29 protein-coding genes and 1 other annotated feature are annotated in these 26,001 nt (G+C 52.2%); of the genes, 12 read left to right on the plus strand and 17 right to left on the minus strand.

The window, feature by feature from the left end; translation table 11 throughout:
• Positions 1-525 precede the first annotated feature (525 nt).
• From oppA to ACLJQD_RS06545, 6 genes are all read left to right on the plus strand, one after another.
• Positions 526-2,157: an oligopeptide ABC transporter substrate-binding protein OppA gene (gene oppA, locus ACLJQD_RS06520; protein WP_001535312.1), complete on the plus strand. Its 1,632-nt coding sequence runs from the start codon at positions 526-528 to the stop codon at positions 2,155-2,157.
• A gap of 121 nt (positions 2,158-2,278) precedes the next feature.
• Complete coding sequence (gene oppB / locus ACLJQD_RS06525) at positions 2,279-3,199, plus strand: oligopeptide ABC transporter permease OppB (RefSeq protein WP_000911097.1); 921 nt, start codon at positions 2,279-2,281, stop codon at positions 3,197-3,199.
• A 14-nt stretch (positions 3,200-3,213) separates the two neighbouring features.
• Positions 3,214-4,122 carry an oligopeptide ABC transporter permease OppC gene (oppC, locus tag ACLJQD_RS06530; RefSeq protein WP_000979653.1) on the plus strand — a complete coding sequence of 303 codons (909 nt, stop codon included), beginning with the start codon at positions 3,214-3,216 and terminating at the stop codon, positions 4,120-4,122.
• 11 nt (positions 4,123-4,133) lie between these two features.
• A complete protein-coding gene (locus ACLJQD_RS06535; RefSeq protein ID WP_017441279.1) occupies positions 4,134-5,141 on the plus strand; it encodes an ABC transporter ATP-binding protein in 1,008 nt (335 codons plus the stop codon).
• Positions 5,138-6,142, plus strand: coding sequence for a murein tripeptide/oligopeptide ABC transporter ATP-binding protein OppF (oppF, locus tag ACLJQD_RS06540; protein ID WP_017441280.1), 1,005 nt, complete (start codon positions 5,138-5,140; stop codon positions 6,140-6,142). Before ACLJQD_RS06535 ends, oppF begins: the two co-directional genes overlap by 4 nt.
• Before the next feature lie 47 nt (positions 6,143-6,189).
• Positions 6,190-7,026 carry an ion transporter gene (locus tag ACLJQD_RS06545; RefSeq protein WP_000059074.1) on the plus strand — a complete coding sequence of 279 codons (837 nt, stop codon included), beginning with the start codon at positions 6,190-6,192 and terminating at the stop codon, positions 7,024-7,026.
• Between the two features lie 47 nt (positions 7,027-7,073).
• On the opposite strand, the gene ACLJQD_RS06550 is transcribed toward ACLJQD_RS06545, so the two are convergent.
• Both ACLJQD_RS06550 and cls read right to left on the minus strand, forming a co-directional pair.
• The gene (locus ACLJQD_RS06550) at positions 7,074-7,403 is read right to left on the minus strand and encodes an HI1450 family dsDNA-mimic protein (protein WP_000425070.1); all 330 of its coding nucleotides are present in this window, start codon (positions 7,401-7,403) and stop codon (positions 7,074-7,076) included.
• Between the two features lie 33 nt (positions 7,404-7,436).
• A complete protein-coding gene (gene cls / locus ACLJQD_RS06555) occupies positions 7,437-8,897 on the minus strand; it encodes a cardiolipin synthase (protein WP_017441281.1) in 1,461 nt (486 codons plus the stop codon).
• Positions 8,898-9,039: 142 nt separating this feature from the next.
• On the opposite strand from cls, the gene ACLJQD_RS06560 reads away from it, so the two are divergent.
• On the plus strand, positions 9,040-9,213 hold the full coding sequence (locus ACLJQD_RS06560) for a YciY family protein (protein ID WP_001531561.1): 174 nt from the start codon (positions 9,040-9,042) through the stop codon (positions 9,211-9,213).
• 43 nt (positions 9,214-9,256) lie between these two features.
• Here ACLJQD_RS06560 and ACLJQD_RS06565 read toward each other — a convergent pair whose 3' ends face one another.
• Entirely contained in the window at positions 9,257-9,553 is a 297-nt protein-coding gene (locus ACLJQD_RS06565) for a YciI family protein (protein ID WP_000967605.1), read from the minus strand.
• 223 nt (positions 9,554-9,776) lie between these two features.
• Here ACLJQD_RS06565 and tonB point away from each other — a divergent pair, with 223 nt between their 5' ends.
• Positions 9,777-10,505, plus strand: coding sequence for a TonB system transport protein TonB (gene tonB, locus ACLJQD_RS06570; protein WP_023242861.1), 729 nt, complete (start codon positions 9,777-9,779; stop codon positions 10,503-10,505).
• A 59-nt stretch (positions 10,506-10,564) separates the two neighbouring features.
• Here tonB and yciA read toward each other — a convergent pair whose 3' ends face one another.
• The 4 genes from yciA to ACLJQD_RS06590 all read right to left on the minus strand — a co-directional run bounded on the left by yciA (position 10,565) and on the right by ACLJQD_RS06590 (position 12,896).
• A complete protein-coding gene (gene yciA, locus ACLJQD_RS06575; RefSeq protein WP_000210317.1) occupies positions 10,565-10,966 on the minus strand; it encodes an acyl-CoA thioester hydrolase YciA in 402 nt (133 codons plus the stop codon).
• A 160-nt stretch (positions 10,967-11,126) separates the two neighbouring features.
• Positions 11,127-11,666, minus strand: coding sequence for a septation protein A (locus tag ACLJQD_RS06580; RefSeq protein ID WP_000808682.1), 540 nt, complete (start codon positions 11,664-11,666; stop codon positions 11,127-11,129).
• 56 nt (positions 11,667-11,722) lie between these two features.
• Positions 11,723-12,466: a YciC family protein gene (locus ACLJQD_RS06585; RefSeq protein ID WP_017441283.1), complete on the minus strand. Its 744-nt coding sequence runs from the start codon at positions 12,464-12,466 to the stop codon at positions 11,723-11,725.
• A 25-nt stretch (positions 12,467-12,491) separates the two neighbouring features.
• Complete coding sequence (locus ACLJQD_RS06590; protein ID WP_017441284.1) at positions 12,492-12,896, minus strand: YkgJ family cysteine cluster protein; 405 nt, start codon at positions 12,894-12,896, stop codon at positions 12,492-12,494.
• Between the two features lie 337 nt (positions 12,897-13,233).
• Between ACLJQD_RS06590 and ompW the strand changes: the two genes are divergently transcribed.
• Positions 13,234-13,872, plus strand: coding sequence for an outer membrane protein OmpW (gene ompW, locus ACLJQD_RS06595; RefSeq protein WP_000714798.1), 639 nt, complete (start codon positions 13,234-13,236; stop codon positions 13,870-13,872).
• Between the two features lie 81 nt (positions 13,873-13,953).
• On the opposite strand, the gene ACLJQD_RS06600 is transcribed toward ompW, so the two are convergent.
• The 10 genes from ACLJQD_RS06600 to trpL all read right to left on the minus strand — a co-directional run bounded on the left by ACLJQD_RS06600 (position 13,954) and on the right by trpL (position 23,352).
• Entirely contained in the window at positions 13,954-14,832 is an 879-nt protein-coding gene (locus ACLJQD_RS06600) for a manganese catalase family protein (RefSeq protein ID WP_000488353.1), read from the minus strand.
• 19 nt (positions 14,833-14,851) lie between these two features.
• Positions 14,852-15,358, minus strand: coding sequence for a ferritin-like domain-containing protein (locus ACLJQD_RS06605; protein ID WP_001109977.1), 507 nt, complete (start codon positions 15,356-15,358; stop codon positions 14,852-14,854).
• A gap of 73 nt (positions 15,359-15,431) precedes the next feature.
• Positions 15,432-15,935, minus strand: coding sequence for a ferritin-like domain-containing protein (locus tag ACLJQD_RS06610; RefSeq protein ID WP_001022822.1), 504 nt, complete (start codon positions 15,933-15,935; stop codon positions 15,432-15,434).
• Positions 15,936-16,024: 89 nt separating this feature from the next.
• A complete protein-coding gene (locus ACLJQD_RS06615) occupies positions 16,025-16,207 on the minus strand; it encodes a general stress protein (RefSeq protein ID WP_000807657.1) in 183 nt (60 codons plus the stop codon).
• Positions 16,208-16,684: 477 nt separating this feature from the next.
• Positions 16,685-17,491, minus strand: a complete 807-nt coding sequence (gene trpA, locus ACLJQD_RS06620; protein WP_000443031.1) for a tryptophan synthase subunit alpha — start codon at positions 17,489-17,491, stop codon at positions 16,685-16,687.
• Complete coding sequence (trpB, locus tag ACLJQD_RS06625) at positions 17,491-18,684, minus strand: tryptophan synthase subunit beta (protein ID WP_017441285.1); 1,194 nt, start codon at positions 18,682-18,684, stop codon at positions 17,491-17,493. Before trpB ends, trpA begins: the two co-directional genes overlap by 1 nt.
• Positions 18,685-18,693: 9 nt before the next feature.
• Positions 18,694-20,052: a bifunctional indole-3-glycerol-phosphate synthase TrpC/phosphoribosylanthranilate isomerase TrpF gene (trpCF, locus tag ACLJQD_RS06630; RefSeq protein WP_017441286.1), complete on the minus strand. Its 1,359-nt coding sequence runs from the start codon at positions 20,050-20,052 to the stop codon at positions 18,694-18,696.
• 3 nt (positions 20,053-20,055) lie between these two features.
• A complete protein-coding gene (gene trpD, locus ACLJQD_RS06635) occupies positions 20,056-21,651 on the minus strand; it encodes a bifunctional anthranilate synthase glutamate amidotransferase component TrpG/anthranilate phosphoribosyltransferase TrpD (protein WP_000763489.1) in 1,596 nt (531 codons plus the stop codon).
• Positions 21,651-23,213, minus strand: a complete 1,563-nt coding sequence (locus ACLJQD_RS06640; protein WP_001194386.1) for an anthranilate synthase component 1 — start codon at positions 23,211-23,213, stop codon at positions 21,651-21,653. Before ACLJQD_RS06640 ends, trpD begins: the two co-directional genes overlap by 1 nt.
• A gap of 22 nt (positions 23,214-23,235) precedes the next feature.
• Positions 23,236-23,331: a sequence feature (Trp leader region), on the minus strand.
• Positions 23,308-23,352: a trp operon leader peptide gene (trpL, locus tag ACLJQD_RS06645; RefSeq protein WP_010989026.1), complete on the minus strand. Its 45-nt coding sequence runs from the start codon at positions 23,350-23,352 to the stop codon at positions 23,308-23,310. It overlaps the preceding feature by 24 nt.
• Before the next feature lie 121 nt (positions 23,353-23,473).
• Between trpL and rnm the strand changes: the two genes are divergently transcribed.
• From rnm to rluB, 3 genes are all read left to right on the plus strand, one after another.
• Entirely contained in the window at positions 23,474-24,355 is an 882-nt protein-coding gene (rnm, locus tag ACLJQD_RS06650; protein ID WP_000500448.1) for an RNase RNM, read from the plus strand.
• A gap of 7 nt (positions 24,356-24,362) precedes the next feature.
• Positions 24,363-24,983 carry an L-threonylcarbamoyladenylate synthase gene (locus ACLJQD_RS06655; RefSeq protein ID WP_000077250.1) on the plus strand — a complete coding sequence of 207 codons (621 nt, stop codon included), beginning with the start codon at positions 24,363-24,365 and terminating at the stop codon, positions 24,981-24,983.
• 100 nt (positions 24,984-25,083) lie between these two features.
• Positions 25,084-25,959 carry a 23S rRNA pseudouridine(2605) synthase RluB gene (gene rluB / locus ACLJQD_RS06660; protein WP_001291233.1) on the plus strand — a complete coding sequence of 292 codons (876 nt, stop codon included), beginning with the start codon at positions 25,084-25,086 and terminating at the stop codon, positions 25,957-25,959.
• Positions 25,960-26,001 lie beyond the last annotated feature (42 nt).

Raw genomic sequence — 26,001 nt, forward strand, 5'->3', positions numbered from 1 at the left:
TTATTAGTTGTTTCAGCTCCATCGTAGATGAATGTGCTAAATAATGAGCATTTGTTAAATTTGTGTGTGTTTTCTGGCGCAGGTATATCCTACGCTGTGACAGCGAGACGGCTTTCTTTCAAATTGTTGATTATAAAGAATAAATTAAAGCTTTTTAACATTCTTGAACTGTTTTTCTGGGCAGGAAATTTTCCATAAAAGAGAATTGGTTAACAAAATTGTAAAATGAATTGGCGGTTCAGAAACGCATTTGATACTTTTCGGCCAAACATTTTGCAGAAGATTTCACATTGTTGATAACTATTTTCATTTAGATGGTTGTCAGAAATAACGTGCGACGTGGGCAGGTACGTCGTATACCGAATCGACGAAAGGCGATCGAACGAATCGTCAGAATAAATAAAGTCGGTGATAGCAAAAGCAGTGACAGACCTGGCAGTACACCACCAGTGCTGCACAGGAACCCTGACGGGATTAAACAGGCTGGTAAAAACCAGTAATTATAATGAGTGGAGTACAAACACAATGTCTAACATCACGAAAAAAAGTTTGATTGCAGCGGGAATACTCACTGCGCTCATCGCCGCCAGCGCCGCGACTGCGGCAGACGTGCCCGCCGGCGTTCAGTTAGCCGACAAGCAAACGTTGGTACGTAATAATGGATCAGAAGTGCAGTCTCTCGACCCGCATAAAATTGAAGGCGTGCCGGAATCGAACGTCAGCCGTGATCTCTTTGAAGGCTTATTAATTAGTGATGTCGAGGGGCATCCTTCACCGGGCGTCGCGGAAAAATGGGAAAATAAAGATTTTAAAGTCTGGACATTCCATCTACGTGAAAATGCGAAATGGTCAGATGGTACGCCCGTCACCGCCCATGATTTCGTTTATAGCTGGCAACGCCTGGCCGATCCTAATACGGCATCGCCGTACGCCAGCTATCTGCAATACGGTCATATTGCTAATATCGATGACATTATCGCCGGTAAAAAACCCGCCACCGATCTGGGGGTAAAAGCGCTTGATGATCACACCTTTGAAGTGACCTTAAGTGAGCCGGTGCCTTATTTCTACAAATTGTTGGTCCACCCTTCAGTGTCTCCTGTACCGAAATCGGCGGTCGAAAAATTTGGCGATAAATGGACGCAACCAGCCAATATTGTCACTAACGGCGCTTATAAGTTAAAAAACTGGGTGGTGAACGAACGTATCGTGCTGGAGCGTAACCCGCAATACTGGGATAACGCCAAAACCGTCATCAATCAGGTGACTTATTTGCCGATCTCTTCGGAGGTGACGGATGTCAACCGCTACCGCAGCGGCGAGATCGATATGACTTATAACAATATGCCGATCGAATTATTCCAGAAACTGAAGAAAGAGATCCCGAATGAAGTCCGCGTAGACCCTTATTTGTGTACCTATTATTACGAAATTAATAATCAAAAAGCGCCGTTTAACGATGTCCGCGTGCGTACCGCGCTGAAACTGGCGTTAGATCGCGACATTATTGTTAATAAGGTTAAAAATCAGGGCGATTTACCCGCTTATAGCTACACGCCGCCGTATACCGATGGCGCAAAACTGGTAGAGCCTGAGTGGTTCAAATGGTCCCAGCAACAGCGTAATGAAGAAGCGAAGAAATTGTTGGCTGAAGCCGGTTTTACGGCGGATAAGCCCTTAACATTCGACCTGCTGTATAACACCTCCGATCTGCATAAAAAACTGGCCATTGCCGTGGCGTCTATCTGGAAGAAAAATCTGGGCGTCAATGTGAATCTGGAGAATCAGGAATGGAAAACCTTCCTGGATACCCGTCATCAGGGCACCTTTGATGTCGCCAGAGCCGGGTGGTGCGCAGATTATAATGAACCGACCTCATTCCTGAATACTATGTTGTCCGACAGTTCAAATAACACCGCGCATTATAAGAGCCCGGCGTTTGATAAGCTGATTGCCGACACGCTGAAAGTGGCGGACGATACGCAGCGCAGCGAACTCTACGCTAAAGCGGAGCAGCAGTTAGATAAAGACTCGGCTATTGTGCCGGTGTATTACTACGTTAACGCGCGCCTGGTGAAACCTTGGGTGGGCGGGTATACCGGTAAAGACCCGCTGGATAATATTTATGTGAAAAACTTATATATTATCAAACATTAATGGCAAGACATGGGACAACTGCGGTTGTCCCATGGTGTCTTTTTTCATCGCACTATAACTTTCCCTGGCGGATCTTTTGTCACGTCCGGGAAGTAAAGGCACAGGCCAGAAGGTACGGGCAATGTTGAAATTTATTTTACGCCGCTGTCTGGAAGCGATTCCGACGCTGTTTATTCTTATTACCATCTCTTTCTTTATGATGCGCCTCGCGCCGGGTAGTCCTTTTACCGGCGAGCGCGCATTGCCGCCGGAAGTGCTGGCCAATATTGAAGCAAAATATCATCTGAACGATCCCATCATGACGCAGTACTTCAGCTACCTGAAGCAGCTGGCGCATGGCGATTTTGGACCATCGTTTAAATACAAAGATTACACGGTCAACGATCTGGTTGCCGCCAGCTTCCCCGTTTCGGCGAAACTTGGCGCCGCCGCTTTTTTGCTGGCGGTCATTATTGGTGTCAGCGCTGGCGTGATTGCCGCGCTAAAGCAAAATACGCGATGGGATTATACGGTGATGGGATTTGCCATGACCGGCGTCGTTATCCCCAGTTTTGTGGTGGCGCCGCTGCTGGTGATGGTCTTTGCGATAACCTTGCAATGGCTGCCTGGCGGCGGCTGGAACGGCGGGGCGTTAAAATTTATGATCCTGCCGATGGTCGCGCTTTCACTGGCCTATATTGCCAGCATCGCTCGTATTACGCGCGGCTCAATGATTGAAGTTCTGCATTCGAACTTTATTCGTACCGCGCGGGCAAAAGGATTACCGATGCGCAGAATCATCTTCCGCCATGCGTTAAAACCTGCGCTGCTGCCGGTTTTATCCTATATGGGGCCAGCCTTTGTCGGCATTATTACCGGCTCAATGGTGATCGAAACGATTTATGGCTTACCGGGCATTGGGCAGCTTTTCGTTAATGGCGCGCTCAACCGCGATTACTCGCTGGTGTTAAGTTTGACCATTCTGGTCGGGGCGCTGACCATATTATTTAACGCCATTGTCGATGTGCTCTATGCCGTTATCGACCCGAAAATTCGCTATTGATACTGGAGCTCGCGATGATGTTAAGTAAGAAAAACAGCGAGACGCTGGAAAATTTCAGTGAAAAGCTGGAGGTGGAAGGTCGCAGCCTTTGGCAAGATGCCCGTCGGCGCTTTATGCATAACCGTGCGGCGGTGGCCAGTCTTATTGTCCTGTTTCTGATAGCCCTGTTCGTGACAGTGGCGCCTATGCTGTCGCAATTTACCTATTTCGATACCGACTGGGGCATGATGTCCAGCGCGCCGGATATGGCGTCCGGTCACTATTTCGGCACTGACTCTTCCGGGCGCGATCTGTTGGTGCGCGTTGCCATCGGCGGGCGTATCTCATTGATGGTCGGGATTGCCGCCGCGCTGGTGGCGGTCATTGTCGGAACGCTGTATGGCTCGCTGTCCGGCTATCTGGGCGGCAAAATTGATTCTGTGATGATGCGTTTGTTGGAGATCCTCAACTCATTCCCGTTTATGTTCTTTGTGATTTTGCTGGTGACGTTTTTTGGGCAGAACATTCTGTTGATTTTCGTCGCCATCGGCATGGTCTCCTGGCTTGATATGGCGCGTATCGTGCGTGGCCAAACCCTAAGTCTTAAACGTAAAGAGTTCATCGAAGCCGCGCAGGTGGGTGGTGTGTCGACCGCCAGCATTGTGATCCGCCATATTGTGCCTAACGTCCTGGGCGTAGTGGTAGTGTATGCATCGTTGCTGGTGCCCAGCATGATTCTGTTTGAGTCTTTCCTCAGTTTCCTGGGGCTTGGGACGCAGGAACCGTTAAGCAGTTGGGGAGCGTTGTTGAGCGATGGCGCAAATTCAATGGAAGTCTCACCGTGGCTGCTGCTGTTTCCGGCTGGCTTTCTCGTGGTGACGTTATTCTGTTTTAACTTTATTGGCGATGGCCTGCGTGATGCCCTCGACCCGAAAGATCGTTAAGGAGTACAGCCATGAGCTTATCAGAAACCGCAACTCAGGCGCCGCAACCGGCGAATGTACTGCTGGAGGTAAATGATCTTCGTGTTACGTTCGCTACGCCTGATGGCGATGTGACGGCGGTCAACGATCTGAACTTTACGCTTCGCGCTGGAGAAACGTTAGGCATTGTTGGCGAGTCTGGATCGGGGAAATCGCAAACGGCGTTCGCATTAATGGGACTGCTGGCGACGAATGGTCGAATCGGCGGTTCCGCGACCTTTAACGGACGTGAAATTCTTAATCTACCTGAGCGCGAACTGAATACGCTGCGCGCAGAACAGATTTCGATGATTTTTCAGGACCCGATGACCTCGCTAAATCCTTATATGCGCGTTGGGGAGCAGTTAATGGAAGTCCTGATGCTGCATAAAGGAATGAGCAAAGCGGAAGCTTTTGAAGAGTCCGTCAGAATGCTGGATGCCGTAAAAATGCCGGAAGCGCGCAAACGGATGAAAATGTACCCGCACGAATTTTCCGGCGGAATGCGTCAACGTGTGATGATTGCGATGGCGCTGTTGTGCAGGCCGAAACTGCTTATTGCCGATGAGCCTACCACCGCGCTTGATGTTACCGTGCAGGCGCAGATTATGACCTTGCTTAATGAGCTAAAGCGCGAATTTAATACCGCCATTATCATGATTACCCACGATCTGGGCGTGGTCGCGGGTATTTGCGATAAGGTCCTGGTAATGTATGCCGGGCGTACCATGGAATACGGTAAGGCGCGCGATGTTTTTTATCAGCCCGTCCATCCGTATTCGATAGGACTGCTTAATGCGGTGCCGCGTCTGGATAGCGAGGGGGCGGAAATGCTGACGATTCCGGGCAATCCTCCCAATTTATTGCGTTTGCCTAAAGGTTGTCCATTCCAGCCGCGTTGTCCTCATGCGATGGAGATCTGCAATAATGCGCCGCCACTTGAAGCGTTCAGTCTTGGTCGCTTGCGCGCCTGTTTTAAACCGGTGGAGGAACTGCTATGAATGCTGTGATTGAACAACGTAAAGTTCTCCTCGAAATCGCCGATCTGAAAGTACATTTTGATATCAAAGAAGGGAAGCAGTGGTTCTGGCAACCGCCGAAAACTGTGAAAGCGGTGGACGGCGTTACGCTACGCCTGTATGAAGGCGAAACGCTGGGCGTGGTGGGCGAATCCGGCTGCGGCAAGTCGACGTTTGCGCGCGCCATTATTGGTCTGGTGAAGGCGACAGACGGTAAAGTCGCCTGGCTGGGAAAAGATCTGCTGGGCATGAAAGCGGATGAGTGGCGCGAGGTGCGCAGCGATATCCAGATGATTTTCCAGGACCCGCTGGCGTCACTCAATCCGCGAATGACGATTGGCGAAATTATCGCTGAACCGCTGCGCACTTATCATCCTAAACTTTCGCGCCAGGACGTGCGTGACCGCGTGAAAGCCATGATGCTGAAAGTGGGGCTGCTGCCGAATCTCATCAACCGTTATCCCCATGAATTTTCCGGGGGGCAGTGCCAGCGCATCGGTATCGCCCGGGCGTTGATCCTGGAACCTAAGCTTATTATTTGCGATGAGCCGGTGTCGGCGCTGGACGTTTCTATTCAGGCGCAGGTGGTGAATTTGCTCCAGCAGTTACAGCGAGAGATGGGGCTGTCGTTGATTTTTATTGCGCACGACCTGGCGGTCGTAAAGCACATCTCCGATCGTGTCCTGGTGATGTATCTCGGTCATGCAGTAGAATTGGGCACCTATGATGAGGTGTACCATAATCCACTGCATCCTTATACCAAAGCGCTGATGTCGGCGGTACCGATTCCCGATCCCGATCTGGAGCGAAATAAGAAGATACAATTGCTGGAGGGCGAATTACCTTCGCCCATTAACCCGCCTTCCGGCTGCGTGTTCCGTACACGCTGTCCGCTAGCCGGGCCAGAATGCGCGCAAACTCGACCGGTGCTGGAAGGGAGTTTTCGCCATGCCGTTTCCTGCCTTAAAGTAGACCCGTTATAATCGCAAGGGCTGACAATTCGTCAGCCCTTCTTTTAGGTGAGGTTACCGTGTCACTTTCTTTGTCGTCGGTTCGCCGTCGTCTTTATCATAATCTGTTCGATTTGACTACGCGCTCAGGTCGCCGTTTTGAAGGGTTATGCGCGCTGTTTGCGCTGCTTAGCGTACTGGTTATTTTTGTTGAATCAGGCGTAGGAACGGAATATCACCTGACATTTGATGAATGGCATATTTTTGTCTGGCTGGAGCTCTGCGTTACCCTGATATTTACCGGTGAATACTTGCTCAGACTGTTTAGCTGGCCCGAACCGGCAAAATACGTTTTTAGTTTCTGGGGATTTATTGATCTGGTGACGATTTTGCCGCTGTACGTCATGTGGCTGTGGCCGGAAATTAGCCTGAACTATATGTTTGCCTGGCGCGCTATGCGAGCGATTCGCGTGCTGCGTATTCTTAAACTGCTACGCTTTATGCCATCCCTGCGCGTATTCTGGAGCGCCATTATTAGCGCGCGTCATCAGCTTATTCTGTTCTATTCATTTATTGCGATCGTGATGATTATTTTCGGTGCCCTGATGTATCTTATTGAAGGACCGAAATATGGCTTCACGACGCTTAATGCCTCGGTGTATTGGGCGATAGTGACAGTCACAACCGTGGGGTACGGTGATATTACGCCGCATACGCCGCTGGGACGTATTGTCGCGTCGGTGCTTATTTTGATTGGTTATTCGGTGATTGCGATTCCTACAGGACTGATTACCACGCACATGAGCAGCGCGTTTCAAAAACGTCACTGGCAGCGAAAATGTCCGCAGTGCCAGCAAAGCCAGCATGAACATAGCGCGCAATATTGTAACCGATGCGGCAGTAAGCTACCGGATTAAACAGGCTTGCCGGAGGGCGCAATCAGACGCCATCCGGCCTGAACCGCTTATTCGCGCCAGAGAATATGGCACAGCTTGTGGTCCTTTTCCCGGCACAGCAGAACGCGGGCGAAAATGTCGTTAATTTCGCCGTCTTCGGTATCCGCCAGGCCAATCACCACCTCGGCAAAAAAGTCTGGATTCAGGTCAAAATCGACGTGCTCTTGCCAGTCTTCAGCGGGATCAAACAACTCCGCGCCGCCGCGCTCCTCGAATTGCAAATTGAACAGAATGATATCAGCCGGATCAAGATTATCCGCCGCCAACTCAAGAAAAATATCGTAAGCCTGCTCAAGCGTTTCGTCTTCAGTCAGGCGATTGTTCAGATCCATTTCCATAGTGACTACCTGTTTACTCATGTTGGTCACGTTTTACAGCAATGGACTAAAGAAGTAAAACAATCGCTCGGTAATACGCTGCCATAACGGACGTTTTACCCACAAACGCGCATCTAACAGGCGGGAGCGCGAAATATAATCGTCCTGTACCGCAGCCAGATCGGCGCCGAAACCCGTATCATCAATGACCAGCGTAATCTCGAAATTAAGCCACAGGCTACGCATGTCGAGATTCACGGTACCGACCAGGCTCAGTTCGCCATCGACCAGCACGCTTTTGGTATGCAACAGCCCGCCTTCGAACTGATAGATTTTCACGCCCGCCGCCAGTAACTCGCTAAAAAAGGCGCGACTGGCCCAGCCGACGAGCAGTGAATCATTTTTACGGGGCAGGATAATACTGACATCCACGCCGCGCTGCGCAGCGGTACAAATGGCGTGCAGCAGATCGTCGCTGGGGACGAAATATGGCGTGGTCATAATTAAATATTCGCGCGCAGCATAGGTGGCGGTTAATAGTGCCTGGTGAATGAGATCTTCCGGAAAACCAGGACCGGAAGCAATGGTATGAATGGTATGCCCGCTGGCCTGCTCAAACGGCATAATATTCATGTCCGGCGGGGGAGGCAGAATGCGTTTACCCGTCTCGATTTCCCAATCGCAGGAGTAAACAATCCCCATTGCTGTCGCAACGGGGCCCTCCATCCGCGCCATCAAATCGACCCATTGCCCAACGCCGGCATCCTGTTTGAAAAAACGCGGATCCACCATATTCATACTGCCGGTATAGGCGATGTAATTGTCAATCATCACCATTTTACGGTGCTGGCGAAGATCCATACGGCGTAAAAAGACGCGCATCAGATTCACCTTCAGCGCCTCTACGACTTCAATGCCAGCGTTACGCATCATGGCCGCCCAGGGGCTGCGGAAGAAAGCGACGCTACCCGCGGAGTCCAGCATAAGCCGGCAATGGATGCCGCGGCGGGCGGCGGCCATTAGCGATTCAGCGACCTGATCCGCCATGCCGCCTGGCTGCCAGATGTAAAACACCATTTCGATATTATGCCGCGCCAGTTGGATATCGCGAATAAGCGCCTGCATGACATCATCGGAGTCGGTAAGCAATTGCAACTGGTTGCCTTTGACGCCCGCAATCCCCTGACGTCGTTCGCACAGCTTAAACAAGGACGATGCGACGCTACTGTTTTCTTGCGCGAAAATGTGTTTGCAGGCTTTGAGGTCATTCAACCATTTGGCGGTAGACGGCCACATGGCGCGGGCACGCTCGGCGCGACGTTTGCCTAAATGCAATTCGCCCACGGACAAATAGGCGATGATCCCGACCAGCGGAAGGATATAGATGATTAACAACCAGGCCATTGCGGAGGGAACTGCGCGCCGTTTCATTAGAATACGTAATGTGACGCCGGCAATGAGAACCCAGTATCCCAAAATGACCAGCCAACTCACCACGGTGTAGAAGGTTGTCATAACTTTAAAAATCCTTTAGAAAGCGTGTTGTTAAGAGTTTACGCGTCAGGATTCACATGGCAAATAAAAACACGGGAAAAGCGCTGGTCTGCATCCGGCGAGGGGGTATAATGGCGCTTCTGTTACAGTGAGAGTCGTAAACATGAAGCGTAGTAGAACGGAAGTGGGGCGCTGGCGAATGCTACGTCAGGCGAGCCGCCGTAAAGCGCGTTGGCTTGAAGGGCAATCACGCCGTAATATGCGTATCCATACCATCAGGAAATGCATCTTTAATCGTCAGCGTAATTCATTACTCTTTGCGATTCACGGTGTGTGAGCCAGAAAGGGCACCGTATGCGGTGCCCAACAGGCCATCCTTTTCAAAAGATCTTCTTATATGGTTTGACCGAAACCTGCGCATAGACGCCCGCTGCGACGTAGGGGTCCGCATCAGCCCAGGATTGCGCCGCTTCTAAAGATTCAAATTCAGCAATCACCGTTGACCCGGTAAATCCGGCTACCCCAGGATCGTTACTGTCCACTGCGGGCATCGGCCCGGCAGTTAATAATCGCCCTTCATCATGCAGAAGTTGCAGGCGCGCCAGATGCGCGGGCCGTACCGAGAGGCGTTTTTCAAGCGAGTTGGCATTGTCCTGAGCGTAAATAACATACAGCACGGGTAGAGCTCCTTAATCGGTAAAAGTTGCTGATTACGTTATTGGAAAGGGCATTTAACTGCAATGTAAAGATACCGACTTTGTTAAACATGCACATTTTGTGTGGTGTTTTTGCGCGATATCATCTTTTAAATGCCGCTATCGGCAATGCCTTATTGAATATGATTGCTATTTGCATTTAAAATTCAGCTCTGGTTTTTCAACTGAAACGATTATGACTTCAATGACCCTTGATTTACCTCGTCGCTTTCCCTGGCCGACACTCCTTTCCGTAGGCATTCATGGTGCTGTAGTGGCAGGTTTGCTCTATACCTCGGTACATCAGGTTATTGAATTGCCTGCGCCAGCGCAGCCTATCACGGTGACAATGGTTTCACCCTCTGACCTGGAGCCGCCCCAGGCGGTTCAGCCGCCGCCGGAGCCGGTGGTTGAACCCGAACCGGAGCCAGAGCCGATCCCTGAACCGCCTAAAGAAGCGCCCGTGGTGATTGAGAAACCCAAACCTAAGCCAAAACCCAAGCCAAAACCGAAACCGGAACCGGTGAAAAAGGTTGAAGAGCAGCCGAAGCGCGAAGTCAAACCGACCGCGCCGCGTCCTGCCTCACCGTTTGAAAATAGCGCCCCGGCGCGGCCAACAAGCAGCACCTCGTCGGCGACCAGCAAGCCGGCGGTGAGCGTGCCCACTGGACCTCGCGCTCTGAGCCGTAACCAGCCGCAATATCCGGCGCGAGCACAGGCGTTACGTATTGAAGGCCGCGTAAAGGTGAAGTTTGACGTGACCTCTGCTGGGCGAGTGGAAAATGTACAGATTCTGTCCGCGCAGCCAGCCAATATGTTTGAGCGTGAAGTTAAGAATGCGATGCGCAAATGGCGCTATGAAGCAGGCAAGCCGGGTTCCGGGCTGGTGGTCAATATTATCTTCCGTCTGAACGGTACGGCGCAGATTGAGTAATCTCTGGCGCCGCCAGCCAGGAATATACCATCACCTGCTGGCGGCGTAAGTGGGTATACTTAACCCTGAACCGGGAGCGGGCGAGGTTTACCGTCCGGATCGACGGCAACATAAATAAACAGCGCCTCGGTGGCCTTGTAGCGCTGTCCAATCGGTTCTGACGCGACTTTTTTCACCCAGACTTCAATATTGATGCTAATAGACGTCGTACCGCGTTTAACGCAGCGCGCGTAGCAACATACGACATCGCCAACCGCGACGGGGCGCAGAAATGTCATTCCTTCCACGCGTACGGTTACAACCCGACCGTGCGCGATCTCTTTGGCCAGTATCGCGCCGCCAATATCCATTTGCGACATCAGCCAGCCGCCAAAAATATCGCCGTTCGCATTGGTATCGGCAGGCATGGCCAATGTACGTAAAACCAGCTCGCCCTGAGGAGTATTATCCATTGTTGTCATTGTAAAACCGACTATCAGAAAAAATTACAGCCGCGATGCTACTATGAATTTTGTGTGGAGAATAGAGGGAATAAAGGTACTGACGGGAAAGCGCAGGGCGTAAAGGCGGAGAAAATATCGCCAGGCGTTCGCAGCCTGGCGATGATAAGTCACGGGAGGGTTATGATTTATCTTCCTGTGGCAGATGCCGGTAGATATAGACGCCGCTCAGCAGGGTAAAAATGAGCGTCAGCGCCGTGAGTCCGAAGACCTTAAAGTTAACCCAGATATTTTGCGGCAACCAGAAGGCGATATAAATGTTAGCCAGACCGCACGCAATAAAAAACAGCGCCCACGCCAGGTTCAGCTTTGACCAGACCTGCTGCGGCAACGCCAGTTCTTTACCTAACATACGTTGGATTAACGGTTTTTTCATCACCCACTGGCTTATTAACAGCGCGCCGGCGAACAGCGCATAAATAACCGTCACCTTCCATTTAATAAATTCATCGTTATGGAAGAAGAGCGTCAGACCGCCGAAGACGGCAACCAGAACAAAGGTAATCAGCGCCATCTTCTCTATTTTCCGATAGCGCACCCAGCTATAAATCAGCACGATTGCCGTCGCGACAATCAGTGCGGAGGTCGCCGCATAGATGTCATAAAGTTTATAAAACGCAAAAAAGACAACCAGCGGTAAAAAATCCAGAAACTGCTTCATTCTTCGATTCCATCATCAACGAGCGTCGAATGCGCCGCGTAACGGCGCATTGCGGATTATTGGCGAATCAACATATACAGGCGGAATAAGTAGATAAGCAATACTGCGGAAATCAGATTGCTCAACGTATTCGCCAGTACAGCGCCTACATTTGGGGTCAGTACAGCGAAGCTGGGCGCGAACAGCAATAGCAATGTTTTAGCCAGTAACCAGCCTATCACCGCGGGCGCGACCAGTCTCATGTTAGCCCAGGCTAAACGCATACTGCTGCGCATTGCGGCAAACACGCCCATTTTCTCTTCAACCAACATCACTGGCGCAAGCGCCAGCACAATGGCCATAATAATCCCCGGAACGACAATCAGCATTATACCGATTTGCACTAACAGGGTAGTCAGAAAAATGAGAATAAACAGTTTAGGCAATGCAGGGGCGCTGGCGCCGATAGCGCGCAGCGCGCTAACCCGATGTCCCGCTGAAACTAACTGAGTCATCAGGATGATACCGCCGGCCAGAATAGCGTTGCCGATAAGCCCGGAAAACGTCGAGGCGGCAGAGGCGCGCAACAGGATCTGCTGCTGCTCTGGCGTCATATTTTGTACCAGCTCAAACAGGCCAGCGCTGCCTGCCAGATGTTCTCCTTCACTGAGTTGCGCGATTTGCGCATCGCTGGGTGAAAAGGCATGACCTAAGACCACCGTGATAAATGCGCACAGCAACGAAACCAGCAAGATAGTAATAAATTGATTTCGGAAAAAATTTCCGGCGTCACGGTAAACGGACTTCGCCGTGATAGACATGCACTCTCCTTGAGTTTTGCAGGTGTTAATTTGCGGACAATTGTACCCTGGATAACTCTACAGTGGCAGCATCAGCAGTTGTATGGAAAAGCATATCTTTGTAAAGCGGCGGTAATCCGTATCGCGCGCGGGCGCGATTGCACGCCTCATTCACTTCGCCTCCTTCGCCCGATATCGAAAATTCGCGACAGGTTGAAGGGCGGTTTTCATAAATAGCGCAACTGACGTTTTCACCCGGCGTGCCAATTAGCGCTTTACAGTGCGGCTGTTTTTGGTTGGTACCGGCCATACAACGTAAAAAAGGGGTAACAGGCTCGGTTAATGACGCCGGAACGCGTCCGCTGGCATCGTCGCCTTCAGCCCAATAAAAGGAGACACGAAAATAGGCACAACAGGCACCGCATGTCATGCATGGGTTAAGAACGCTCATGATTCACCTGCAAAAAACTCACGTATCAATAGATTACAACGGAAATTAATCTGTCCCGCAGTGTTCGCGAATCTTAACGCCACGCGCCATTGCGGGACATTGATTACCTTAGCCAGCCTTTATCGCCAGGGCAACAGGAGCAGACAAATATTTGCATAGCGTGAATATGTCAAAATTGATCTGAATTCCTATAACCAGGATTTTCAATACAAGTTCTAAATTAATCTGGATCAATAAATGTTAAATTATAAGAACAAATGTGATCTGTGTTAGATCACTTATTACTTCATTGTGGGTATATTCATCACGCTTTTATAACCATAACGATGGAGCGGGTATGAAAAAATTTACAGTGGCGGCACTGGCGTTAACAACTCTTCTCTCAGGCAGCGCGTTCGCGCACGAAGCCGGAGAATTCTTTATGCGTGCAGGTCCGGCAACCGTCAGACCTACAGAAGGGGCGGGTGGTACGCTGGGGCATTTAAACGGGTTTGATGTGAGTAATAACACGCAACTCGGCCTGACATTCACTTACATGGCGACGGACAATATCGGGGTTGAATTGCTGGCGGCCACGCCGTTCCGCCATAAGGTGGGTACGGGCGCGACGGGAGATATCGCCACGGTTCACCTGTTACCGCCAACGTTAATGGCGCAGTGGTACTTCGGCGATTCCAGCAGCAAAGTGCGTCCTTATGTCGGCGTGGGGGTGAACTACACCACCTTCTTCGATAACGACTTTAACGATAATGGTAAAAAGACCGGGCTGTCCGATCTGAGCTTTAAGGATTCCTGGGGCGCGGCAGGGCAAGTTGGGGTAGATTACCTGATTAACCGCGACTGGTTAATTGGCGCCTCTGTCTGGTACATGGATATTGATACTACCGCCAATTATAAAATGGGCGGCGTGCAGCAGCATGACAGCGTGCGTCTGGACCCATGGGTATTTATGTTCTCGGCAGGCTATCGTTTCTAATCGCGTGATGTTGTGACGAAAAAAGACCCCGCCAGGCGGGGTCAAAAAAGGACATGACACACGGATTTTACTTGTCGGAACTCACTTGTCTTCTTTCGGTTCGCCGCAGCCTAGTTCTGCGCCAGTGAGAGGATCAACGGTGGGGTCCGATTTCGTTCTTTCTGCCATCGCTTTGAGCAGCGCCAACTGCTCGCGCGGCAATTTCACTGTCGCCAGGCCATCGCCGCCATCAACAGCAGGCATCGGTTCTGCGACATAGTTGAAGTTCTCATCGCTATTCCAGCTACCTCGCGGATCGTCGCCTTGCGACATGTTGTAGTACACGTCGGTATACTGTTCTACCGGCGGTAATTTACCCGGCGGGAAGTTGTTACGAATCGAATACAGCGCCTTTTCAAAAGAGAGCTGGTGCGCGACTTCACGGGTCATTAAGAAACTGAGCGTGTCTTTTACGCCAGGATCGTCGGTCAGATTAATCAGGCGTTCATAAATGATCTTCGCTCGCGCCTCTGCCGCGATGTTTGAGCGTAGATCGGCTGTGACTTCGCCGATAGTATCAATATAAGCCGCGGTCCACGGTACGCCGCCGGAGTTAGTCAACGCAGGGCCGCCGCCATACAGCAGAGAGGTGATATGGCTGTCATTACCATTCTGCGTCAGCGAGCGATAAAGTTCCGCTTCGCTTTCGGTGCCTTCCGCCAGCTCGCCTTTAGCGCCTTTATTAAGCATTCCTACCAGTGAGCCGATAATTTCCAGATGACTCAGCTCCTCGGTGGCGATGTCCATTAACATCTCTCTACGACCGGCATCATCATCGCTTAAACCTTGCGTGAAGTAGCGGCAGGCGGCCGCCAGTTCGCCCTGCGGGCCGCCAAACTGTTCCAGCAGCAGGTTCGCTAATCCAGGATTAGGTTCGCTCACTCGCACAGTATATTGAAGTTGTTTTACGTGTCGAAACATATTGCCTCCTGCTTATTATTTATTTTTTGGCTTCAACGCCATCTGCTTCAGATCGCAGTAAAAATTGTTCCGTTGTCTGCGGAATATGTTTGATAAGCCAGTCAGCCATTTGCATTTCTTCTTTCAGAATGGCTTCAATCGTCGGAATTGAGGCAGTGTCGCCAGCTTTTTTTGCCGCCGCCAGCAGGGAGGTATAACAAGCAATTTCGAACTGCTCGAAAACATAACCGCTAATTGAGCCTTTGACAATTTCATCGGAAGGGAACATGCCACCGATAGATTGCCCCATTGCTGCCATTTTACTCATGGAGTCTTTCAACACCGAACGGGAAATGCCATTACGGTCCAACACTTCTTCGAGCATGGTAATTTGATGTTTGGTTTCACTAATATGTTGTTCAATTCTGGCTTTTATATCAGGATAATTTTCAATACGGCTGGCCATAGATTCAAGCATCGATTCTGCCTGTTTTTCCATGGCATGGGCGTCACGAAGCCAGTCATGATAATGTTCAGTATAATTCATTTTACATTCCTCAATGCGTGATAATCTGCTCCGATAATAAAATCGGAATCATGCAAGCTGATAATTAAAAATATTATTTCGATTTGCGTTCAGCACTTTTATTAACATTGCTGACTGCTAAATCGGTAAGTTTTAAATCAGTTTGTTTTTCCTCGTCGAGGGTTTCTTTGAGCAGTTTTAATGCTTTGCTATAGCCGAGCTGCTCGGCCAGGGTGGCTAGCGTGCCGTAGCTGGCGATTTCGTAATGCTCGACTTTTTGCGCCGCGGCGATAAGCGCTGCATCGCGTACTTCGTTTTTCTCCGTACTTTCGATGACTTCATTGGCTTCTTCAATCAGCCCTTCCATAGCGACGCATTTCATTCTTTTCAGTTTAATGCCAGATTCAGATTCGACGATCTGATCAATACGTTCAATCTGACCCTGGGTTTCTTCAAGATGAGATTGAAAGGCCTGGCTTAATTTTTCATTGGACGTGGCTCTGGCAAGTTTAGGAAGAGCCTTGGTTAATTGTTTTTCTGCACTATAGGTATCTGAAAGTAGATGGATAAAAAGGTCTTCAACGGTTTTGATATTCATAAATCTAATTCTCCTGGGCAAAATACTGCGAGCCAGAAGACTCGCAGATTGCTTGATAAAAGCATGTGTTATATTTACATTACAGTAAATCAGGAATTATCGGATTTACGTCCGCCGTGACTATTCTGACCACCTTTTTTACCGGCTTCAGAAGCTCGTTGCGGATCGTTTTTGAAATTCCCACCGCTATGCTGACCGCCTTTGCGGCCCGCTTCAGATGCTTTTTCACGATTCTCGGCGAAATTTCCTGAACCACCACGATGTTCGGCCATATTATTTCTCCTGTCTCGTTGCTTGCTGAAAAATCGGTTTTAACCGTGTCGACACCCTATTAAAATTAGTTGGTTAAACCGATTAGTCAAATTGACGGAAATAGTTGTGATTTACCGCGTAAATAACGCACAAAAAATGGTTTAGGGATAATATATTCTATATTTTCTTTTAGAATAAGCGATTTAACAGAAAATGCTTTACATTGTTATTAATAACAAACGTCACTATCTGCGGCCATAGAAACGTTAATGCATTGTTTGTTGACATTTCTTTACATAAAGGCGGGGGAAATTGACGTGAAAACGCTAAATTTTTCGGCGTGATTAGGAGTTTTCTTAGCAAAAATTGACTTCAGACTTTTTGAAAGCTGGGCAGAGAATAACACCAAAAAGATTGATGATGTACGCCTGAATCGTGATTCTGGTTCGGCGCAAGCTCTCATTAAGCCGCCAGCGTTATGCTGACGGCTTAACCCGTTATGCGCGGCTGGCGGCTTTCATCGCTGAGACAAAGGACCTGAGCTCCGCCAACATCTGTTCGGGAGACGCGTGGTTTTTCTCGATAATGTTGACAATGGCTGAGCCGGAGATAGCGCCAGCCGCCCCGGCACGCACGGCCGCAGACACCTGTTCCGGCGAGGAGATACCGAAGCCCTGTAACGCAGGCGCGGCGTGGTACTCTTTAAGCTTCTCAATGAGATGATGCAACGGCAATGCGCCACGGTTTTCCGCGCCGGTGACGCCCGAACGCGAAAGCAGGTAGGTGTAACCGCGGCCGTAAGATGCGACCTGGCGCAGAAGATCGTCATCCGCATTTGGCGGGCAGATGAAGATCGGCGCGATGTTATGCCGTAACGCCGCCTGGCGGAAGGGGGCCGATTCTTCAACCGGGACATCTGCGACCAGCACGGAATCTACGCCAACCTGTTCACAACGGGCATAGAACGCATCTATGCCGTTATTGAACACCAGATTCGCGTACATTAGCAGGCCAATCGGAATGGTCGGGTGTTTTTCACGAATCAGCGCCAGCATTTCAAAACACTGAGCCGGCGTGACGCCAGCGGCGAAGGCGCGTAAGTTCGCATTCTGGATGGTAGGGCCATCGGCCAGCGGATCGGAGAAGGGAACCCCCAGTTCCAGAGCGTCGGCGCCAGCGTCAATCAGTGTGTCGATAATTTTCAGTGACTGTTCAATGCCAGGGTCGCCCAGGGTGACGAAGGGGACAAAAGCGCCTTCCCGGCGATCGTTGAGTTGGGCAAATAAATTTTCGTAGCGTTCCATCAGATTTCCCCTCGCGCTTTCAGGATATCGTGTACGGTAAAGATGTCTTTATCTCCGCGGCCAGAGAGATTGACCACCAGCAGTTGCTCTTTTTCCGGCTGCTCGCGCATCATTTTCAGAGCGTGCGCCAACGCGTGGGAGGATTCCAGCGCCGGGATAATTCCCTCATGGCGGCACAACGTTTTGAAGGCTTCCAGCGCTTCATCATCGGTAATGGAGACATAATCCGCGCGTCCGATGCTGTTCAGGTACGCATGTTGCGGCCCAACGGATGGGAAATCGAGTCCGGCGGAAATGGAATAGGACTCTTCAATTTGCCCGTCCGCTGTTTGCATCATCGGCGCTTTCATCCCGAAATAGATGCCAACGCGACCATGTTTAAGCGGCGCGCCATGCTCGCCGGTTTCAATACCGTGACCGCCAGGTTCAACGCCTATTAGCCCGACGCCGGTATCATTAATAAAATCCGCAAACATCCCGATAGCGTTTGAGCCGCCGCCGACGCAAGCGATAACGGCATCTGGCAGACGGCCCTCTTTGTCGAGGATTTGCGCTTTCGTCTCTTCGCCAATCATGCGTTGAAACTCGCGAACGATGGTGGGATAGGGATGCGGTCCCGCCGCCGTGCCGAGCATATAGTGCGCGGTTTCGTAACTACCGGACCAGTCGCGCAGCGCCTCGTTACAAGCATCTTTTAGCGTAGCGGAGCCGCTATGAACCGGGATGACCTCAGCGCCCATCAGACGCATACGGAAGACGTTCGGCGACTGGCGCTCAACGTCTTTGGCGCCCATATAGATACGGCATTTCAGACCCAGCAGGGCGCTGGCGAGCGCAGAGGCGACGCCGTGCTGACCGGCGCCGGTTTCAGCGATAATCTCGCTTTTCCCCATCCGTTTGGCCAGTAGCGCCTGACCCAGTACCTGATTGGTTTTGTGTGCGCCGCCGTGCAGTAAATCTTCGCGCTTTAAATACAACGTGGTACGCGTACCGGCGGTAATGTTCTGGCATTTCGTCAGCGCGGTGGGGCGTCCCGCGTAGTTTTTTAGCAGATCGGTGAATTGCGCCTGAAATTCAGGATCTTTTTGCGCGCTGACGAAGGCCTCTTCAAGCTGGTTCAGCGCAGGCATCAGGATCTGCGGCACATACATGCCGCCGAATTCACCAAAGTAGGGGTTGAGAAGTGTTGTCATGTTTTTTCCTTAATATGCGCGCAGTGTCTGAAAAACCGAGGCCAGAAGACGAGCATCTTTGATGCCCGGCTGTGACTCCACACCTGAATTAAAATCGAGACCGGCACAGCCGACTTGCGCCGCCTGGACGCAGTTATCGGCCGCCAGCCCGCCCGCCAGTAACACATCATCCAGCGGTTGCCCCTGTAGCAGTGACCAGTCGAAGCGCTGCCCGCTGCCGCCTTGCCCATTGTCGAAAATGTATTTATCGACATGGTGATAATCGCGTGCGGGAAGGGCATCGCTAACGCTCAGCGCCTTCCAGATTTGCACATTGCGCGGCAACGCCTCGCGCAGCGCGTTGACATACGCCTGGTCTTCACTGCCATGTAGCTGTACGGCAGAAAGCGACAGGACGGCGGCTTTCTGGCAAACATCGGCGATATCAGCGTTCTGGAAAACGCCGACATACTGCAATGGCGCGCCGCTTATCACTTCTCGCGCCTGCTCAACGCTCACCGCGCGTGGAGATGAGGGCACAAAAATCAACCCGCCATATATGGCGCCAGCGTCACAGGCCGCTTTAGCGTCCTGGGCGCGGGTCAGGCCGCAGACTTTATTCTCGCCAAGCAGCACGCGACGGACGGCGGCGTTAAGATCGTCATGCGCCATTAACGCCGAGCCAATTAAAAAACCGTTGGCGAAGTGGCTCAGTTCGCGTACCTGACCATAGGTGTTAATCCCGGACTCGCTGATGACAGTCACGCCGTGGCCCAGTTTTGGCGCCAGCTGGCGGGTGCGATTCAAATCAATCGACAGATCGCGCAGATCGCGATTGTTGATACCTACCACTTTTGCGCCTAACGCTATCGCGCGCTCCCGTTCTTCGTCATTACTGACCTCCGTGAGCACGCCCATTTTCAGACTGTGCGCGACGGCGGAGAGTTGGCGATACTGTTCGTCATCCAGAACCGAGAGCATCAGTAAACAGGCGTCGGCCTGATAGTAACGGGCAAGGTAGATCTGATAGGGATCGATAATAAAATCCTTACACAGAATCGGCTGCGGCGCGCTTTGGCTAACGACCGGCAGAAAATCGAAGCTCCCCTGAAAATATTTTTCGTCGGTGAGCACCGAGATCGCCGAGGCGTAATGTTGATAAATACTGGCAATACGCGCCGGATCGAAATCGTCGCGAATCACGCCTTTTGATGGCGATGCTTTCTTACACTCCAGAATAAAGGCGGTACGCGCGCCCTGGAGCGCATCATAAAAATGGCGTGTACTTGGCTGGATCTCATTTTGAAAGCTGGCCAGCGGCTGTTGCTGTTTGCGGGCTTCTACCCAAATCGCCTTGTCTGCGACGATTTTCGCTAAAACGGTTTGCATTATTTACCCTCTTGCCGCCAGTGCGGTGACTCTGTCATATGCGGTGCCGTTGCGCAGAACATCAAGCACGGTTTGCGCGTTGGCCTTGAGATCTTCCTGACCATGCAGACGCATCAGCATCGCCACGTTGGCGGCGACGGCGGCCTCATGCGCGGCATCGCCTTTACCTTGTAATAACCGCGTCAGAATGTCACGGTTTTCTTCCGGCGTGCCGCCAGCCAACTGATCCTGATGGTAAGGCGTCAGGCCAAAATCCTCCGCCGTAAGTTGATAGCTTTTAATTTCGCCGTCATGCAGCTCCGCGACAATCGTCGGCGCATGGAGCGAAACCTCATCCATGCCGCCGCTATGTACCACCGCCGCGCGCTGATAGCCCAGTACCCGTAAGGTTTCCGCAATCGGCAGCACCAGTTCCGGGCTATAGACGCCAATCAATGCCAGCGGCGGATGCGCCGGGTTGATCAGCGGGCCGAGTACGTTGAACAGGGTTCGCGTTTTTAACTGTTGGCGAACCGGCATCGCGTGACGGAATCCGGTGTGATATTTCGGCGCGAACAGGAAACAGACGCCCAGTTCATCTAACGCCTGACGTGATTTATCGGCGTTCATATCCAGATTAATACCGAACGCCGCCAACAGATCGGATGACCCCGATTTGCTGGACACGCTACGGTTGCCGTGTTTCGCCACTTTCAGTCCACAGGCCGCTGCGACAAAGGCGCTGGCGGTAGAGATATTGATACTGTTACTGCCATCGCCGCCGGTACCAACGATATCCGCAAACAGATAGTCCGGGCGCGGGAACGGGGCGGCATTTTCCAGCAACGCAGTGGCGGCGCCGGCAATTTCATTGGGATGCTCGCCGCGAATTTTCATGCTCACCAGCGCGGCGGCGAGCTGTTCAGGCTTAAGTTCGCCGCGGACGACCGCCGAAAACAACTGGTGGCTCTCTTGTTGCGTCAGAGTTTGCGCCTGATAGAGTTTCTCCAGAATCGGCTGTAGGGTGTTGGTCGGTTCCAGCTTTTGCTGCGCCCAGGCTAATGTTTGCTCCAGCAGACGCGCGCCCTGCGTCGTCAGGATGGACTCAGGATGAAATTGAAAACCGCAAACGCGATCCGCATCATGACGTACCGCCATCACCATGCCGTTGAAATGGGCGTTAATGGTCAGCCCGGCAGGAACATTACTGCCGACCAGCGAATGATAACGCGCGACCGGTAGCGGATTCGCCAGCCCGGCGAACATCGCCTGACCGTCATGCTCAATGCTGGAGGCTTTTCCATGCAGGATTTCTCCCGCCTGTCCGACATAACCGCCGTAAGCTTCGACAATCGCCTGATGCCCCAGACAAATGCCGATGATTGGTAACTTGCCGCGTAGTCGGGTCAGCAGCTCCGGCATACAGCCTGCCTCGCTGGGAACGCCCGGACCGGGGGAGAGCATTAGCACCGGATTTTTCATTGTCGCCAGGCGATCGATAAGCGTCTGCGCCGGAATATGGTTACGGTAAATCACCACGTTATGACCGTTGGTCCGTAGCTGATCTGCCAGGTTCCAGGTAAACGAGTCGATGTTATCGAGCAGCAGAATATCAGCCATCAGAAGGTCTCCTGTGCATGATGCGCGGTGGCGATAGCACGCAATACGGCGCGCGCTTTATTACGGGTTTCATCGGCTTCAGACTGCGGAACAGAGTCCAGCACAATTCCGGCGCCCGCCTGTACGGTGGCGATACCGTTCTCCACCAGCGCGGAGCGGATAACAATACAGGTGTCCAGATCGCCGTGGGCGGTGAAGTAACCGACCGCGCCGCCATAGCTGCCGCGGCGCTGTCCTTCCGCATCGGCAATCAACTGCATGGCGCGTACTTTCGGCGCGCCGCTCAGGGTGCCCATGTTCATGCAGGCGCGATAGGCGTGCAGCGCGTCGAGATCGTGACGCAGTTCGCCCACCACCCGGGAAACCAGATGCATCACGTACGAATAGCGGTCAACTTTTGTCAGATCGGCAACGTAGCGACTGCCCGGCGTACAGATGCGCGCCAGGTCATTGCGCGCCAGATCGACCAGCATCAGATGTTCGGAAAGCTCTTTATGGTCGGTACGCATGTCCAGCTCAATACGGCTGTCGAGATCTCTGTCCAGCGTACCATCGGCGCGGCGACCGCGTGGACGGGTACCCGCGATGGGGTAAATCTCAATCTGACGGCTGGCGGCGTCATATTTCAGCGAGCTTTCCGGCGACGCGCCGAAAAGCGTGAAATCATTATCCTGCATAAAGAACATATACGGGCTGGGGTTGCTCTTTTTCAGCACGTAGTAGGCAGCCAACGGCGACGGGCAGGGCAATGAAAAGCGGCGCGACGGCACCACCTGAAATATCTCCCCCGCGCGGATGGCTTTTTGCAACTGGCGTACCACCGCGCCGAACGCGTCATCGCTCTGATTACATTCGCAGCGCATGTCCGGCACCGGCGTCACCGGCAACGGCGGCGCAGGCTGGGTTAACTGTTGGCTAAGGTACGCCAGGCGGGCGTTCAGGCGCTGTTTTTCCCGGTCGCTGGCGGTGAACAGACTGGCCTGAATACGGGTGCTTTTTTTCTGATGATCTATCACCATCAGCGTTTCCGCTAAATAAAAGCAGTAGTCCGGGCAGTTATTGCCAGCCTCAAGGTGTGGCAGCGCTTCAAAGCCAGCGACCAGGTCGTAGGCAAACAGACCGCCGAAAAACATAGCCTCCCGCTCTTGCGTCGGTATGTTCACCACCCCCTGTAACAGGCGGAACGCATCAAATACCGACAGAGAGCATAAACGGGCGTCTTCATCTAATAATGGGCTGACGGGCGGGAAGCGTAGAACGCGACCGGCAGGCAGGACTTCGTTCTCCACGCCAGCGGGCAGGGCGGTATCCAGTAGCGGCAATAACGAGGCGCCATTATCAGATAACGCCTGAATGGTGACAGTGTCACCTAAAGCGGTAATGCGCAGCGCGCTATCTACCAGCAGCAGGCTTTTTAAATCGTCTTTACTGTCGATATCCGCGGATTCCAGCAGCAGCGTTGCCGGGCGATCGCCGCAGACCTGGTGAAAAAGCGCCGTTGGGTTTTCCCGGTAGGCGGCATCGCAGGTCAACAGTTCGAGCGTGGGTTTTGGTGTTTGCATGGTTATTCTCATTATTTTGTTCAAAAAAAAGCCCGCTTAACAGGCGGGCCGGGTATCGTTTGGCTGATTACAGCTGTTCATACACCGCCCGCTATCAGGAAGTGCGCCACCAACCGTGTAATGCAAATGTCGCTGCCATTTTAGATACCCTCTTCATGTGAACTTTCGTACTAGTTAACTAGTTCGATGGAATAATGTCAACACCTATTTCAGTATATTTGCCGGAACCGTTATGATGTACATGACATACCTTTATCTCTATGGGAGCCGCCTTGAGCGACACGAATTACGCAGTGATTTACGATCTGCACAGTCATACCACGGCGTCCGATGGACTGTTGACGCCAGAAACATTAGTACACCGTGCGGTAGAGATGCGAGTCGGCACGCTGGCGATTACCGATCATGACACCACAGCCGCGATTCCTGCGGCAAGAGAAGAAATTTCACGTTCCGGGCTGGCCCTGAATCTGATTCCCGGCGTGGAGATTTCAACGGTCTGGGAGAATCATGAGATTCACATTGTGGGTCTGAATATTGATATTGCGCACCCGGCAATGCGCGATTTTCTGGCGCAGCAGACACAGCGGCGTCAGGCGCGTGGTCGGCTCATTGCGGAGCGTCTGGAAAAAGCCCATATTCCCGGCGCGTGGGAAGGGGCATTGAGACTGGCCAATGGCGGCGCGGTGACGCGCGGCCACTTCGCCCGCTTTCTGGTGGAGTGCGGCAAAGCCGCGACCATGGCGGATGTTTTTAAAAAATATCTCGCGCGTGGGAAAACCGGTTACGTTCCGCCGCAGTGGTGTACAATAGAACAAGCTATTGATGTCATTCATCATTCTGGCGGTAAGGCGGTGTTGGCCCATCCGGGACGCTACGATCTTAGCGCTAAGTGGCTGAAAAGATTAGTGGCGCATTTTGCCGACCATCACGGCGACGCGATGGAAGTGGCGCAGTGCCAACAATCGCCCAATGAACGCACCCAACTGGCGACGCTTGCGCGTCAGCATCATTTATGGGCATCGCTTGGATCTGATTTCCATCAGCCCTGCCCGTGGATTGAGTTGGGGCGTAAACTCTGGCTGCCCGCTGGCGTTGAAGGCGTATGGCAGACATGGGAACAGCCGCAAATATCACAGTGAGGGAAGTATGAGCCAGTTTTTTTATATCCATCCGGATAACCCACAGCAACGGCTGATTAATCAGGCCGTCGACATTGTGCGTAAAGGCGGTGTTATTGTTTATCCAACCGATTCCGGCTATGCCCTTGGTTGTAAAATTGAAGACAAAGGCGCAATGGAGCGCATTTGCCGCATCCGTCATCTGCCGGACGGCCACAACTTCACGCTGATGTGCCGCGATTTGTCCGAGTTGTCGACCTACTCCTACGTCGACAACGTGGCATTTCGTCTGATGAAAAACAATACGCCGGGTAATTACACCTTTATCCTGAAGGGGACAAAAGAGGTGCCGCGCCGTCTGTTGCAGGAAAAGCGTAAAACTATCGGCCTGCGCGTACCGTCAAACCCGATTGCGCTGGCGTTATTGGATACGCTGGGCGAACCAATGCTCTCGACGTCGTTGATGCTGCCTGGCAGCGATTTTACCGAATCGGACCCGGAGGAGATTAAAGATCGGCTGGAGAAGCAGGTGGATCTGATCATCCACGGCGGTTACCTCGGTCAACAGCCTACCACGGTAATCGATTTGACCAATGACTCCCCGGTGGTGCTGCGCGAAGGCGTCGGCGACGTTACACCTTTCTTATAAGGGCGTAAGCCTGTATACTACGCGGCCTTAAAATGGCGCGGCAACGCGCCGTTCATTCTCCTGTTCGACGCCTGTGAAGGCGACACCTGAAGGAAGCTCTATGAGCGAAAAGTTACAAAAAGTGCTGGCGCGCGCTGGCCACGGCTCTCGCCGTGAAATCGAATCCATTATTGAAGCGGGACGTGTCAGCGTTGACGGTAAAATCGCCACGCTTGGCGATCGTGTTGAAGTCACTCCCGGTTTGAAAATCCGTATCGACGGTCACCTGATTTCGGTGAAAGAGTCGGCGGAACAAATTTGCCGCGTTCTGGCCTATTACAAACCAGAAGGTGAACTGTGTACCCGCAATGACCCTGAAGGGCGGCCAACCGTTTTTGATCGCTTACCGAAACTGCGCGGCGCGCGGTGGATTGCGGTAGGACGTCTGGATGTCAACACCTGCGGGCTATTGTTGTTTACCACCGACGGTGAACTGGCGAACCGCCTGATGCATCCTAGTCGTGAAGTTGAACGTGAATATGCCGTGCGCGTGTTCGGTCAGGTGGATGAATCGAAACTGCGTGATTTAAGCCGTGGCGTACAGTTGGAAGATGGTCCGGCGGCATTTAAGACCATTAAATTCAGCGGCGGCGAAGGCATTAACCAGTGGTATAACGTGACGCTGACGGAAGGGCGCAACCGCGAAGTTCGCCGACTGTGGGAAGCGGTAGGCGTTCAGGTCAGCCGTCTGATCCGCGTTCGTTACGGCGATATCCCGCTGCCGAAAGGCCTGCCGCGCGGCGGCTGGACTGAGCTCGACCTCGCGCAAACGAACTATCTGCGTGGTCTGGTAGAGCTCCCGCCGGAAACCTCGTCGAAGGTTGCCGTCGAAAAAGACCGTCGTCGTATGAAAGCGAACCAGATCCGTCGGGCGGTAAAACGCCACAGCCAGATAGCTGGCGGACGCCGCTCCGGTGGGCGTAATAACAACGGGTAATCTCTACCGCGGTCTATAGGCCGAGAATCATCAGACAAGAGG

The organism is Salmonella sp. SAL04214, assembly GCF_046550615.1.
In the GTDB taxonomy this organism is placed as follows: Bacteria; Pseudomonadota; Gammaproteobacteria; order Enterobacterales; family Enterobacteriaceae; genus Salmonella; species Salmonella enterica.